We start from the raw sequence: 13,855 nt of genomic DNA, 5'->3' as shown, positions 1-13,855 counted from the left end.
GGCAGCGGGGGGTCGCTCCGCGACGGCCGGGCCCGACCGGGCGGCGCACCGGTCCGGGCCGCCGCCCACGCCCTGCGGGCCGGCGCGGTGCGGGTCGGTGCCGGGCTGGCCGGCGGCGCCACGCCGCGGGCCGGGCCCGGCGGACCCGCGGTGCGGCCCGAGCGGGTGAACGGCGGCGGGGAAGGGTGACCATCGGGGGCCGGGAGCGTGCCCTGGAGGGGGTACGGGGCGTTGTAGCGGGCATGAATGTCTGCCGAATCCTCACCTCCGCCGCCGTCGGGTCCTTCCTGCTGGCCGCCGCCGCACCCCTCGCCCAGGCCGCTACCCCCACCCACGCCGCGGACCTGGGCTCCACGCTGACCGGCACGGCGATCACCGCCTCGTCCGTCGGCGCCCAGGCCGGCGCCGCCGCGCACAACGTGGTGAACCAGACCGGCGTGGGCCAGAAGGTCACCGCGGTCGACAACGCCGTACAGGCCGGCGCGGCCGCGGTGAGCGCGGGCGACCACCTCATCAACGGCTGATCAACGGCCGGTCGACCACTGACCTCCGGCTGGCCTCGGCCTGTACACCGGCTGGTTCCCGTCTTTCACGCCGGCCCTCGCGGCCGGCCTCACATTGGCCGGCCCCCGGATCCCCGAGGCCCGGCCGGTAGCCGGTCCCGGACACCGGAAGGGGCGCCCCCGCGCTGGGGGCGCCCCTTCCGGTCCGTCGCACCCTCGCGCGGGCGGGCCGGTCATTGCGGGCCGAGAGCAGGGCGACAGGGCGGCAGGGGAGCCGCACCCTCGCGCGGGCCGCCGGTCAGCCGCGCAGCGAGCTCACCGGCACCAGGAAGTGCGCCGCGCCCCCCAGTACCTCCGGGTCGCCGGCGAAGTCCCGCAGGGCCTCCTCGCCGATCTCGGCGCCGGGCGCCGCCTCCGGCCAGGGGCGGGCGGCCAGGATCACGTACACCGCCCCGCGCCCGGCGGCCGCGGCCGTCCACTGGTCCGGCACCGGGCAGGCCGCGTGCAGATACGGCATGGTCAGCACCGCCTTGCCACCCGCCACCAGCACGGTCACACCGGCCTTCGGGACCTGCGACACGTCGAGGATCGGGCCGCCCACCGGCAGCCCGAGTTCCTTCGCGACCGCCAGCACCGCCGCCTCGCCGGCCGCCGGCCCGTCCGACCCGTCGCCGAGCGAATAGGCCATCAGGAACGGCATGTCGCCGCCGTCCTCGCTGTACCGGCCGGCCCACGGGATCACCACAAGGGTGCCGAGACGGCTCTGCAGGGAGGACTTGGACGACGCGGACGCCACGGTGGTGCTGTTGGTCTGGCTCATGCGCCGGACCCTAACGGCCGAACGGCCCGGGGGGCCGCGCCGTTCACCTCCGCGGGCGACCTGCGACGGCCGGATTCCCCCGTTCGGGTCGGATCCGCCGGTACGGGGGCCCGAAGCGGGTCCCGAGCGGAGCCGCGGGTCCCGGCTCAGCGGCCCTCACAGGACGGGCTTCCGCATCCGACCGCTCCTCCTTTCACCTCGTCGGCTCATTCTGATCCGATGTCACCGGTTCAGCCCAACTTGCGTGACCGATGGAGATCCGGGGCCGTTGTGCGAGCGTCAAAAGCCGCAGGATTTTGCGGCTGGTTTTCGTCTCAGGGAGATCTTGATGTCGCGTATCGCGAAGGCTGCGGCTGTCACCGCTGCCGCGGGTGCCGTGCTGGCCGGCGGTGCTGGAATGGCTGTGGCGGATTCCGGTGCCCAGGGTGCCGCGGTCGGTTCTCCGGGCGTGCTGTCCGGCAACCTCATCCAGGTGCCCGTGCACATTCCGGTGAACCTCTGTGGCAACACGGTGGACATCATCGGCCTGCTGAACCCGGCGTTCGGCAACTCCTGCGCGAACGTGTCGGCGCAGCCCAGCGGCGCCACCGCCTGGTAGGTCGGTGACCGGCGAGCGGCCCCTCCCGCCTTCACCGGCGTGGGGGGCCGCTTTTGCACGTGCGGCCTGTCCCGGCGGGCGCCGGTCAGTTCTCCTCGTACGTGTAGTACGCGCGGTGGTCGAAGACCGCCGACGGCTTCACGCCGAACGGCGGCATCGGCTCGCCGGCGCTGATCACCCGCCCGTGCTGGGCGTCCCCGCCGCCCAGCGGCTTGGCCGGCAGATACGCCGACGAGGGGTGCCGGCGCTGCCAGCGCACCCAGATCAGGTCGATGAACGCGTGGTGCAGCCAGAACACCGGGTCGTTGGGCGAGGACGCGCCGGTCATGTGGCCGCCCACCCACTGGTGCACCCGGTTGTGCAGGTAGCCGCCGAGGTTCTCGCTGGCGGTCCAGCCCTCGATCCTGTTGCGGAAGCCCTTGGTGGCCGGTGCGGAGTTCCACGGCGCCGTGTCGTACACCGGCATCGACAGCGCCCCTTCCAGCTCCGCCGTGGTGGGGAGCTCGATCGGCCGGTCCGGGCGGCCGATGCCGCGGGTCAGGTACTTCTCCTCGGTGACGCTGTAGTTGATCGGCCAGTCGCCGTTGCGGTACGCGAACGGACCGGTCATCACCTGGCCGTCGCTGGACCGCCCGTTGCCGCCCATGAAGTCGTCGTCCCACAGCGCGGACGACTCGGCCCGGTCGGCCGTCCAGTCCCAGTACGGGATGGTGACGGTGGGGTCGATCAGCCGCAGGTCCCGCTCGAAGACCAGCAGGAACTTGCGGTGCCAGGGGAAGAAGGTCGGCGCCATGTGCGCCACCCGCAGCCCGCTCTGCCCGTCCGCCGTGAAGTACCTGCTGTGCAGGGAGACGTACTTGTCGTAGCGGCCCTGGCGCTTGAGCTGGAGGACGGCCTGGACGAACCGCTCGCGCTGGGCGCTGGTGAGGTGTCGCTGGTTTCTGCGGGTGTACACGGGTGCGGGCCCCTCGCCGGTGGTCAGTGGTGGTGGCCGGAGTCCGTGGACTCCACGGACGGCACGGCGGCCATGGACGCCATGGACGCCATGGACGCCATGGACGCGGTGTCCATGGACAGGTCGGCCCGGCCGATGGCGTCGACGGCGCCGCGGGCGGTGGCGAGCGGTGTCAGGAAGGGCTGGAAGTGGTTGGCGACGCTGATCCAGCTGCCGTCCACCCGGCGCATCAGCTCCAACGGCCGGCCGTCGATCCGGATGTCGAGACCGGTCTCCGCGTCCGAGGCGAAGCCCTGGATACGGCGGTCCCGGTACACCTCGTCGAACAGCGCCGGCCCGCCGGCGTCGGCGCCGTGCCGCCATGACCCGGCCGGCCCGGCGCCGGCGTCGTCGTCGGCCGGTCCGGCCGGGTGGCCGGTGCCCGACGCCAGCATCGGCCGCAGGGCCGCCGTGGTGCCCGCGACCGCCGCCGCGGTCGTCAGGCCGGTCCTGAGCACTCTTCTGCGCGTCACCATGGCCCGGCTCCTCTCACCCGCTCGTGTCCGTCGTTCTGGGTTTACCGCGCGACGCCGCATAATCATGCCGCCGCAAGAGTGAGGGCAGCGGAAAACCGGTGAGCGGCGGCCGTGAATTCATCCGCCCGAGTGAGGCGTCCGCGGCCACCGCCGGGCAGTTGACGACCCGCCGGGGAAACGACCACCGCTCGGCGTGGTGCGGGGGCGGACCCCGGTACAGCGCATCGGCCGACACGTACGGCGCAGTCAACGCGCGGGCCGGTCCCACCCGCGTTATGACTGGTCGTCAGGGGGCGTGATCGCGCGTCACCGCCCACGGCGAAGGAGTGACCATGGCGGATCGGCGCCGGTGGTTGGCGGGAACGGGTGTCGGAGCGGTCACGGCGGCGTTGCTGCTGACCGGCCTCACCCCGTCCGCGCTCGGCGACGACACACCCCAGGAACCCCCGCCCGCCCCGGTCGCGTCCCCGGGCGCCGCGGCGCCGGCCGCCGCCGACCCCTTGCCGCCGATGGGGGCCTTCACCGACTCGGGGCCCGACGGGATCAGCGGTATCGCCGCGCTGGAGTCCTGGCTCGGCGGCACCCGGACGCGCGTCGGCCACACGTATCTGCCCGGCGGGGACTGGGCCGGCATCGAGGGCGACGACGCCTTGCTCAAGCCGTGGGCGGACTGGAAGCGCGCCGGGCCGGACCGGATGTTCGTGCTCAACGTGCCGATGCAGGACCACAACGAGGACCACGTCCCCGACCGGGAGGTGCGTACCCGGATCCGGGCCGGGGCGGGCGGCGCGTACGACGCCCACTTCACCCGGCTGGCGCGGCGGCTGGTGGCGCTCGGGGTGCCGGACACGGTGGTCGTGCTCGGCTGGGAGATGAACGGGACCACGTACACCCACCGCTGCGCGCCCGACCCGGACGGCTGGCGGACCTACTGGAAGCGGATCGTCTCCGCGATGCGGGCGGTCCCCGGGCAGCGCTTCCGGTTCGACTTCGCGCCCGACCGGGGGCAGGACGCCATCGCCTGGACGCGGTGCTACCCCGGCGACGACACCGTCGACGTCATCGGCATGGACTCCTACGACCAGCCGCCCGGCGCGTCCTTCTCCGACCAGGTGACCGAGCCGTACGGGCTCCAGGCGCAGGTGGACTTCGCGGCCGGGCACGGCAAGGCGATCTCGTACCCGGAGTGGGGGCTGTTCCGCAACGGCGACAACCCTGACTACATGCGCCTGATGCTGGGCTGGATCATCGGCCACAAACCGCTCTACCAGACGATCACGGACTACTGCCCGCACGGTGTGCTGGCGTGCGCGGAGAACCCCAGATCGTCGGCGGTCTACCGGGAGCTGCTCTCCGCCGGGCGTCCGCAGCCCGGCGGTTCGCAGCCCCGCGGCCCGGTGGTGCGCGGCGTGGCCGCCCGAGCGGCGGGCCGTCCGGGGCCGCGGTCACCGCGCGGCGCCGCGCGGCCTGAGGCGGTCGCGCAACGCCCGTAGCCCCGGCCGGGCGCCCGCCGCCGCCCGGCACCGGGCCAGCGCGTACCGGACCAGCAGCAGCGGCGCGGCCGGTCCGGCCGCGAGCAGCAGGCGCTGGTTGGCGCGGTGGTCGGGGCGCCAGTGGGACTTGTACGGTTCGGCGCCGCGCAGCAGGCTCAGCGTGGCCCGCCCGCCGCCGGCCGCCTGGCGTACGCCGTGCCGCGTCAGCAGCGTGTTCAGGTCCACCCGGGTGCCGCGCAGCTCCGGCCGGGCCCCGTACAGGTACCCGCCGGCCAGGCCCGGCGAGAGCACCGTCAGGTTCACCGCGACGACCTCGCCGCCCAGGGCGAACTCGGTGAGCACCGCGTCGCCGGAGGCCACCATCGCCTGGGCGGCCCGCGCCAGGTGCGCGGCGAACCGCGGCCGTTCGTGCTCCGGGGTCACCCCGCGGCCCCGCCACTGGAGCAGGTGCAGCCGCAGTATCGCCGCCACCGCGGCCGGGGCCTGCGCGGCCGGCACGTCGCGTTCCACGACCCCGGCGGCGTCCAGCTTCCGCAGCGCCGAGCGGATGCGCTGCCCGCGCGAGCTGCCGACCCGGGCGATCAGCTCGTCCATCGGCACCCCCGGCAGCTCCAGGCACACCGCGTCGGGCAGCCGCCGCCTCGGCCCGCGCCAGCACGCGTACAGGGCCTCGGCGGCGGCTCCGGCCCGTACCTCCCGCAGGTCGACGACCGCCCCGCGGGCCGCCCGCCGCACCCCGTCGGCCAGCGCCGCGGTCACCTCGCCGGCCGCGTCCGCCCCGGGGTCGACGAGCACGTCCAGGTAGTCGGTGATCGCCCCGCCGAGCGGCACCAGCACCGGGTACGGCCGCCGGACCCGCATCAGCGGCGCCGCGCCGACCAGGTCCCCGCCCCGCCACACCAGCACCAGCCGCAACCGGCCGGGGACCCCGTAGGAGAGCCACCAGGAGTGCAGCCACGCGTGCGTCTGGAAGGCGGTGGCGGGCGGGCAGCTCCGGTGGAGCCGGTTCCAGGCGGGCCCGAGGGCGGCGAACTCGTCGGGCGCGCGGCAGACGGCGGTTCGCAGCGGGATGGCGGGGGTGCCGGGAGGTGGGGGTGGGGCGGCGGCTTCGGCCCGGGTGCCGTCGGTGTCGGTGTCTCCTGGTCCGCGGGGCTTTCCCGGGGTGGTCGGTCCGGGGGCGGTGAGCTGGTCCGGGGCGCGGCAGATGGCGGGGGTGCCCGGAGGCGGTGGTGCGGAGGCGGCTTCCGCCCGGCCGCTGCCGGTGTCGGTGGCGGTGCCTTCCGGTGTGCGGGGTCTTTCCGGGGCGCTGGTCATACCGGCGTCCGGGTGGGCTCGGTGGTCGGGGCGGGGGCGGGGACGGTGGGGGGCTGTCGGTCGGGGCGGGGGGGCCGGGGGCGGACCAGGAGGACGAGGGCGCCGAGCAGGCCGCCGGCGCTGGCGCCCACGGCGGCGGACAGCGGGGCGGAGGGGGACGCGGGGGCGGTGGGAACCGCCGCGGGGGAGAAGACGAGCAGGCGTACCCCGGTGGCCGCGGCGTCGCGGTCGGCGGTGGCGGTGAGCGAGCCGGCGACGGCGTTGGCGATGCGGGCGGCGGCCGGGCCGTGCGCGGAGGTCCCGGTGACGGAGATCATCGGGGCGTCCGGCGAGGTCGCCGCCTGGACGCGCCCCCTCAGCTCCGCGGCGGTGGCGCGGGCGGCGGTCTGCGCCCCGGCCAGCACCGCCTGGCCGGTGACGATACGGCCGTACGCCTGCGCGAAGCCGAGTGCGGTCGCCGCGTCCGCGGCATGCTGCGGCACGACCAGCACATAACTGGTGGCCGCGTACTGCGGTGTCGCCGTCAGCCCGTAGCCGAGCCCGGCGGCCAGCCCGATGCCCAGGCCCAGCGGAAGGGGCACCCAGTGCGGCAGCGCCTGCCACCGCCCGCGGGGGCGCGGGGCACGGATCTCGTTCATGGCGGCTCTCATTTCTCGGCGGGGTGGGGTACGGCCGCCTCGGCCGCGGGCGCGGCGGCGGCCTGTCCCGGGATGCGGCGGTCGGCGCCGTACAGGGCGGCCTCGTACAGGGACACGACCCGCTCGGCGGTACGGGCGATGTGGTAGCGCTCGACGGCCGCCGGCACCGGCAGCCGGCGCGGGCCGGCCCGCCGTTCCTCGCGGAGGGCGGCGGGGAGTTCGTGGAGCGCGATCCGGCGGGCCCCGGGTGCCTCGGCGGGCGGCAGGTCCGCGACGGCCGGGCAGGACGCGTAGAGCGCGGGCAGTCCGGCGGCGAGCGCCTCGAGGAGCGCGAGGCCGAAGGACTCCTCGGCCGACGGCGACACGAACAGGTCCATGGCGGCGAGCAGTCCGGCGAGTTCGCCGTCGGCGGTGGCCGCGCCCGTCAGCCGGACCCGGTCCTGGACGCCGAGGTCCTGGGCCAGCCGCAGCAGGGGGATCTGCTCCGGGCCGTCGCCGACGAGCAGCAGGCGGGTGCCGGGGAGGGCGGCGACCGCGGTGATCAGGTCGTCGAAGTTCTTCGCCGGCACCAGCCGGCCGACACCGCCGACCACGTACGCGTCCTCGGGGATGCCGAGGCGGGCGCGGGTGGTGGCGCGGGCGGTGGCGGAGAAGCGGAAGGCGGCCGGGTCGATGCCGTTGGGGACGAGGTGGATGCGGCCGGCCGGCACCCCCAGGCCGCCGAGGCGCCGTTCGACGGTCGCGGACACCGCCACGGTGCCGGTGCCGAGGCGTTCGGCGGCCCGGTACAGCGCCCGGGTGCCGAAGGTGAGCGGGCGGCCCTCGATCTGCGTGGCGCCCAGCGAGTGCTCGGTGGCGACCACCGCCCTGACCCCGGCCAGCCGGGCGGCGATCCGGCCGTAGACGCCCGCCCGGTAGAGGTGGGTGTGCACCACGTCGTAGCAGCCGTCGCGGATCACCGAGGTCAGGCGGGGCAGCACGGTCAGGTCGCGGTTGCCCGACATGGCGAGGTGGGTGACGTCGACGCCGTCGGCCCGCAGTGCTTCGGCGACCGGTCCGGGGTTGGTGAGGGTCGCCACCTCGCACTCCACCTCCGCCGGCAACCGGCTCAGCAGCAGCCGCAGCTGCTGCTCGGCGCCGCCGATGCCGAGGCCGGTGATGACGTGCAGAACCTTCATGAATGGCCTCCGGGGGAGTCGGTCAGTGGCTCAGGGCGGTCGGGCTGCTCGGGCCGGTCCGGGCGGTCCGGCCGGGCGAGGCGGCCGGGGTGTTCCGGGTGCTCCGGGTGGACCGGACGGCCCGGACGGCGCGCGTGCGTCGCGGGGCCCGGCCGGTCGGGCCGGTCCGGGTGCCGCCCGGCGCCGGCGGGGGCGGCGGCTCCCGCCCCGGGCAGGTCGGACAGCCGCCTGCTGCGTACGCCGTGCAGCAGCCGCTTGGCATGCAGCCGGGCAGCGGTCTCGCGGTTCCCGACGTGGGTGCGGGGCAGCGCCATGACCGAGGTGAGCGGGCCGGGGGTGATCGCGCAGGCGTACGTGTAGCCCGCGCGGCGGACCGCGCGCATCACGCGGGAGTCCACCACCCCGTACGGGTAGCAGAAGCCGATCGGCGGGGCGCCGGTCACCTCGGCCAGCAGCGCGCGGCTCCCGGCGACCTCGGCGGCGAGAACGGCGTCGTCGAGGACCGTCAGGTCCCGGTGGACCAGCCCGTGCGAGCCGATCTCCATACCGGCGCCGGCCGCCTCGCGGATGCCGTCGGCGTCCAGCAGCGCCTTGCGGGGGCCGTCCGGATCCCAGTCGTTGCTGCCGCCGAGCCGGCCCGGGAGCACGAACACCGTTGCGGTATGCCCGTGTTGGCGCAGAGCGGGCACCGCCAGCCGCAGGAAGTCGGCGTAGCCGTCGTCGAAGGTGAGGCCGACCAGGCGGCGGTCGCGCCCGGTGGCGCGGGCGGCGAGCAGCTCGCGCATGCTGACCCCGGTCAGCCCGTGCCGGTTGAGCCAGCGCAGTTGGGCGGCCAGCCGGTCGGGGCCGACGGTGATCAGGTACGGGTCGTCGCGGGTGTCCCCGACGGAGTGGTACATCAGCGCCCAGGGCGCGCGGCGCGCGGCGCGGCGGCGGGGGGTGGGCGAGGCGGCGGTGTCAGCGGTCATCGGCGGGCCTTCCGGGTCACGGTGGCGAGCAGATACGGCAGTTCCGGTACGCGTACGGTGACAGCCGTGGCGGCGAAGGCGGCCGGTACGACCAGGCCGCAGACAACGGCCGCGGACAACGCCCCCGGCATGCGGGTGGCGGACTGCCAGCCTGACAGGGCCGCCACGGCCGCGCAGAGGGACGTACGCGTCAAACCGGGCGCGAGCGCGCGGGCGCGGATCGCGACGGTGCGGGTGCCCAGACCGCGCAGCAGCAGCCCTGCGGTCACCGTGATCCCGGCGGCGTTGCCCGCGGCGATCCCGTACGCGCCCCAGGGGCCGACGGCGGCGGCGTCCGCGACGGCGGTCACCAGCAGGCCGGCCGCCATCGAGGCGGCCGGGTACCAGGTGGGACTCGCCGCTGAGAAGTACGGTCTGACCAGCGTGCCGACCAGGCTCTGGCCGAGCAGTCCGAGCGCGTACACCCGCATGACGGCGGCCGTGGCGGCGGTGTCGGCGGCGGTGAACTCGCCGCGCTGGAAGAGGAGTTCGATGATCTGCGGGGCGCAGGCGATGACGTAGGCGGTGCCGACCAGCACCAGCACGCAGGCCAGCGCGAGGTCGCGCTCGACGCGGCGGCGGGCCTGGTCTCGGTCGCCTTCGGCGAGGGCGCGGGAGAGGGCGGGGAAGGTGACCGTACAGATCATGACCGAGATGGACATCGGCAACTGGGCGACTTTTTGGGCGTAGTTGAGGTGGGAGATGGCTCCGGCGGGCAGTGGGGCGGCGAAGAACCGCTCGATCAGGACCTGGGCCTGGCGGCTGAGGGTGAACAGCACGATCGGGGCGAGCAGGGCGAGGCCGACGGCGCGGCCGGGGGCGTGGGGGGCGCGCGGGGCGGTCCGGGGGGCGGCGGCCGGGACGGGGCGGTGGGCCGCTTGGGTGGCGAGGCGGGGCCGGTGGGCGCGCAACTCCCTTGCCGCGGAGGGGAGTTGGATGACGACCATCAGCAGACCGCCGACGGCGACGCCGGCCGCGGCGGCCCGCACGCCGTAACGGCCGTGCAGGGCGTAGAGGGTGGCGACGATGCCGGCGTTGTAAGCCACGTAGATCGCCGCGGGCGGCAGGAAGCGGCAGTGCGCCCGCAGCGCGGCCGACAGGTAGCCGGCCAGGCCGAAGGTGAGGACGCTCACCGCGGTCAGCCGGGTGCAGCCCACCGCCGCCGACGGGTCGGCGAGCCCCGGCGCCAGGCCGCGTACCACCCAGGGCGCCCCCGCCACCAGCAGGGCGGTCAGCACTCCCAGCAGCGCGAGCAGCCGCGGCAGCGTGCCCCTGACCAGCGCGCAAACCCCGCCGCCGCGGGCCAGGGCCCCGCTGAACGCCGGCACCATCAGCAGCGCCATCGCGTCCTCGATCAGCACGGTCGCCGCGACCTCCGGCACCGTCCACGCCACCAGGAACGCGTCCGACTCCGCCCCGGCCCCGAAAAGATGTGCGATCCCCTGGTCCCTGACCAGTCCGAACACCGACCCGGCGACGCTCAGCCCGACCGTGATCCCCGCCGCTCGGGCGAAGCGGTCGCCGCCTGTGCCGCCCGTGCCCGGGTGTGGTCTCGTCCGGGCTCCCGCGCCGCCCGTGCCCCGGTCCGTCCCGGCGTCCGCGCCGCCCAGGTCCGTGCCCGCGCCCGTCCCGGCGCCTGTGCCGCCCGTGCCCGTCCCGGCGCCTGTGCCGCCCGTGCCCGTCCCGGCGTCCGCGCCGCCCGTGCCCCGGTCCGTCCCGGCGTCCGTTCCCGCGTCCGCGCCGCCCGGGTCCGTGCCCGGGTCCGTCCGGGCGTTCGTGCCCGCGCCCGGCGCCACCCGCGTCGGGTGCGGGACGCCGACGGCCGTGCCGGTGCCGGAAGGCGCCCGGGTGTCGTGGCCGGGCGCCGGGCGGCCGCCCGGCGCCACCGGCCCGTTCCCGCGGGCCGCCGGCGGCTCGGCGGGCCGGTCGGCCGGGGGCGTGGGGAGGCCGTCGGGGGTCATCGGGCGGCGCCGTTCGACGGGAGGAGGGACCACCGGGCGCTGAGGCCGAGGAGGACGGCGGTCAGCACGGTGCAGGGGCCGCCGATGTCGGCGTAGAGGAAGTCGACGCAGGTCCACACCAGCAGGCCGAGGGCGGCCAGGCCCGGCGCGGTGGGGGCGGCGCGCAGGTGGCGGGCGGTGCCGGCGGTGAGCAGGGCCGCCCAGGAACCGGTCAGCAGGGCGCAGCCCACCAGGCCCTGTTCGGCGAGTGCCAGCAGGTACATGTTGTGCGGCGAGAGCAGTGGTTCCCGCTCGAACACCTGGCCCGCCCCCGCGGTGTCGCTGCCCGAGGACAGCGCGAGGGAGGCGTGCCCGTCGCGCTCGTCGGGGAAGCGCTTGAGCCCGACCCCGGTCAGGGGGTGCTGCCGCCACATCGAGACGGCGGCGGCCCACAGGGCGTAGCGGTCGGTCACCGACGGGTCGGGCGCGTCGGTGACCCGGGTGATGCTGGCGACCCGCTCGCCGATCAGCTGCGAGCCCGCCCCCACCCCGCCGACCAGCAGCACCGCGCACGCGGCCAGCGCCCCGAGGACCCGGACCGCCAGCCGCCGCCCCGCCAGCACCGTCATCGCCGCGCACGCCACCGCCGTCGCGATCCACGCACCGCGGCTGAAGGACACCACGAGCGGCACGGCCAGCGCCCCCGCGCAGCCCAGCGCGGCCAGCCGCAGCCGCGCCGGGCCGGGGGCCAGCGCCCAGCCGACCGCGATCACCAGCCCGTACGCCACGACCGTCGCCATGCCCATCACGTCGGACGGCCCGAAGGTGCCGACCGCCCTGATGTCCTCGCCCGTGTACGAGGCGCCGGTCCCGGTCGCGTACTGCCGGCAGCCGACCGCGCCCTGGGCCAGCGCGAGCGCGACGACGCTGCCCGCGACCACCGCGAAGTCCCGCCGGTCCCGCAGCAGCAGCACGATCGCGGCGGGCACCAGCACGAAGACCTGGGCGTAGCGCAGGAATCCGGCGAGTCCGGCGCCCGGGTCGGGCGACGTCGCCGCAGCCAGCGCGCAGCCGACGAGCGGCGCCCCGAGCACGATCGCGGCGGCCGGGCCCAGCACCCGCCGCCGCTGCCGCGCCAGCCGGACCGCGCAGGTCAGGACGAGCACGGCGGAGGCCGCGTCCGCCGGGGTCACCTTGCCCGACCGGCTCACGTCGCCGGGCGGCACCGGCAGCGCCAGCAGCAGCACGGTGGCCACGGCCGGCAGCAGCGGCGCCAGCCAGGCCAGTCGGCGCGGCTCCGGGCCGGGGCGGGCGCCGGCCGGCGTCCGGGTGAGGGTCAGGGCCATCAGCTGCCGCCGAGCCGGAAGAGCGCGGCGGCGGTACGCAGCAGGATCGTCACGTCCTGCCACAACGACCAGCTGTCGATGTAGTGGTTGTCGAAACGGGCCCGGTCGGCGATCGAGGTGTCGCCGCGCAGCCCGTGCACCTGGGCCAGCCCGGTGATACCGGCCGGCATCCGGTGCCGGTCCTGGTAGCCGGCGTGGACCTTGCTGAACTGCGCCACGAAATGCGGCCGTTCGGGCCGCGGCCCGACCAGGCTCATATCGCCGCGCAGTACGTTCCACAGCTGGGGCAGCTCGTCCATCGAGGTGCGCCGCAGCAGCCGGCCGATCCGGCTGACCCGCAGGTCGTCGGCGATGTTCCAGCGGGTCGCCGACTCCTGCTCGTCGGCGGGCCGCAGGGTGCGGAACTTCAGCAGGGTGAACGGCCGCCCGCCGAGCCCGATCCGCTCCTGCCGGAAGATCACGCCGGGTCCGTCGGCGAGCCGGACGGCGAGGGCGCAGACGGCCAGCACGGGCGTGGCGCAGAGCAGCGCGGTGCCGGAGACCGCCGTGTCCAGGGCTCTCTTCGCCCAGCGCCCGAGCGGCCCCTGCGCCCGGTACGGGCGCAGCTCCAGCGGCCGGCAGGCGAACCCCCACAGGTGGCCCGGCGGTACGGGGCCGCGCACCGCGCCCACCTGCCACACCAGGCAGCCCCGCGCCGCCAGCAGCCGCAGGGTCGCCTCGGTCGGCGGGTCCGGCGCCGGCGGGCCGACGACGACCGCGTACCGTACCGCGTTCCGGACCACCGCCTCGGTGATCCGGGCGTGCCCGGCGAGGACCGGCAGGGACACCCCCGGCTGCGGGGACACCTCGGGCGGCGGGCCGGCGGCCGGCCGGCGTACCGCCGGGTCGTCCGCCTCGCCGGCCGGGCCCGGCGCGACGACAGCGACCGGCCGCAGCCCGTACTCCGGGTGGGCCCGCAAGGCGGCGGCGACCTGCCGTACGGCCGGGCCGGCGCCGACGACCAGCGCGGGGGCGGGACGCCGCCGGCCGGCCGAGCGGCGGCTCCAGTAGACCAGGGCGCGCAGTGAGCAGGCGGTCGCCACGGTCACCGCGCCGGCCGTCAGCAGGGCCCGCCGAGGCTGCCCGGCGCCGAGCAGCGCCACCGAGAACCCCCAGGCGAGCGCGGTCCGCACCGCGAGGGCGGGCAGCTCCCGCAGGGCTTCGGGGGCGAAGCCCGGCCGGTAGAGGCCGGCCTGCCGGCAGGCGGCCAGCAGCACCCCGAGGGCGAGGAGCCCGCAGCGGTACGCCCCGGCCGGCCCCGCGCCCGTCCCCGCCGCCGCCCCCGCGCCCGCCAGCACGGCCACGCAGTCCCCGGCGGCCAGGACCCCGCCCACCCGCTCCAGGAACGCCCGCCGCCGGGGGCGGGAACGCGGCCGGGACGACGTCCGCCGCGGCTCGGCCCGGGTCCGGGCGCCGGGCCGGGCGCGTGCGGGGGCCTGCTGCTGGGCGTGGACGAAAGCCTGCGGCTGGGCAGGGGCAGGGGCGGGGGTCTGCGGCTCGGGCCGCGGG

Annotated in this window: 12 protein-coding genes and 1 pseudogene; 3 read left to right on the top strand and 10 right to left on the bottom strand. The window is 76.6% G+C overall.

Features of this window, described 5'->3' with window-relative positions; translation table 11 throughout:
• Positions 1 to 242 precede the first annotated feature (242 nt).
• Complete coding sequence (locus tag RLT57_RS13860; RefSeq protein ID WP_311297698.1) at positions 243 to 524, top strand: hypothetical protein; 282 nt, start codon at positions 243 to 245, stop codon at positions 522 to 524.
• A gap of 277 nt (positions 525 to 801) precedes the next feature.
• On the opposite strand, the gene RLT57_RS13855 is transcribed toward RLT57_RS13860, so the two are convergent.
• On the bottom strand, positions 802 to 1,323 hold the full coding sequence (locus tag RLT57_RS13855; RefSeq protein WP_311297697.1) for a DUF5949 family protein: 522 nt from the start codon (positions 1,321 to 1,323) through the stop codon (positions 802 to 804).
• Positions 1,324 to 1,651: 328 nt separating this feature from the next.
• Here RLT57_RS13855 and RLT57_RS13850 point away from each other — a divergent pair, with 328 nt between their 5' ends.
• A complete protein-coding gene (locus RLT57_RS13850; protein WP_311300705.1) occupies positions 1,652 to 1,921 on the top strand; it encodes a chaplin in 270 nt (89 codons plus the stop codon).
• 85 nt (positions 1,922 to 2,006) lie between these two features.
• Here the strand turns inward: RLT57_RS13850 and RLT57_RS13845 are convergent, their stop codons facing one another.
• Positions 2,007 to 2,876, bottom strand: coding sequence for a tyrosinase family protein (locus tag RLT57_RS13845; RefSeq protein ID WP_311297696.1), 870 nt, complete (start codon positions 2,874 to 2,876; stop codon positions 2,007 to 2,009).
• 23 nt (positions 2,877 to 2,899) lie between these two features.
• Positions 2,900 to 3,391, bottom strand: a complete 492-nt coding sequence (locus RLT57_RS13840) for a tyrosinase family oxidase copper chaperone (protein WP_311297695.1) — start codon at positions 3,389 to 3,391, stop codon at positions 2,900 to 2,902.
• Positions 3,392 to 3,723: 332 nt separating this feature from the next.
• Here RLT57_RS13840 and RLT57_RS13835 point away from each other — a divergent pair, with 332 nt between their 5' ends.
• On the top strand, positions 3,724 to 4,884 hold the full coding sequence (locus RLT57_RS13835) for a glycoside hydrolase family 26 protein (RefSeq protein ID WP_311297694.1): 1,161 nt from the start codon (positions 3,724 to 3,726) through the stop codon (positions 4,882 to 4,884).
• On the opposite strand, the gene RLT57_RS13830 is transcribed toward RLT57_RS13835, so the two are convergent.
• From RLT57_RS13830 to RLT57_RS13800, 7 genes and pseudogenes are all read right to left on the bottom strand, one after another.
• On the bottom strand, positions 4,837 to 6,198 hold the full coding sequence (locus tag RLT57_RS13830; RefSeq protein WP_311297693.1) for a GNAT family N-acetyltransferase: 1,362 nt from the start codon (positions 6,196 to 6,198) through the stop codon (positions 4,837 to 4,839). The genes RLT57_RS13835 and RLT57_RS13830 overlap by 48 nt on opposite strands.
• A complete protein-coding gene (locus tag RLT57_RS13825; protein WP_311297692.1) occupies positions 6,195 to 6,836 on the bottom strand; it encodes a lipopolysaccharide biosynthesis protein in 642 nt (213 codons plus the stop codon). The genes RLT57_RS13830 and RLT57_RS13825 overlap by 4 nt, the downstream gene beginning before the upstream one ends.
• Before the next feature lie 8 nt (positions 6,837 to 6,844).
• Positions 6,845 to 8,014, bottom strand: coding sequence for a glycosyltransferase (locus RLT57_RS13820; protein ID WP_311297691.1), 1,170 nt, complete (start codon positions 8,012 to 8,014; stop codon positions 6,845 to 6,847).
• 212 nt (positions 8,015 to 8,226) lie between these two features.
• Positions 8,227 to 8,982: pseudogene (locus tag RLT57_RS13815) on the bottom strand (polysaccharide deacetylase family protein); the annotation flags it as partial.
• On the bottom strand, positions 8,979 to 10,487 hold the full coding sequence (murJ, locus tag RLT57_RS13810; RefSeq protein ID WP_399128628.1) for a murein biosynthesis integral membrane protein MurJ: 1,509 nt from the start codon (positions 10,485 to 10,487) through the stop codon (positions 8,979 to 8,981). The gene murJ and the pseudogene RLT57_RS13815, both read right to left, overlap by 4 nt.
• Positions 10,488 to 10,978: 491 nt before the next feature.
• Entirely contained in the window at positions 10,979 to 12,307 is a 1,329-nt protein-coding gene (locus tag RLT57_RS13805) for an O-antigen ligase family protein (RefSeq protein WP_311297690.1), read from the bottom strand.
• A complete protein-coding gene (locus RLT57_RS13800; protein ID WP_311297689.1) occupies positions 12,307 to 13,680 on the bottom strand; it encodes a sugar transferase in 1,374 nt (457 codons plus the stop codon). The genes RLT57_RS13805 and RLT57_RS13800 overlap by 1 nt, the downstream gene beginning before the upstream one ends.
• Positions 13,681 to 13,855 lie beyond the last annotated feature (175 nt).

It is taken from the genome of Streptomyces sp. ITFR-21, from assembly GCF_031844685.1.
Lineage (GTDB): Bacteria > Actinomycetota > Actinomycetes > Streptomycetales > Streptomycetaceae > Actinacidiphila.
The sequence above is the reverse complement of the archived record's forward strand: the minus strand, read 5'-3'. Positions and strand labels throughout refer to the sequence as shown.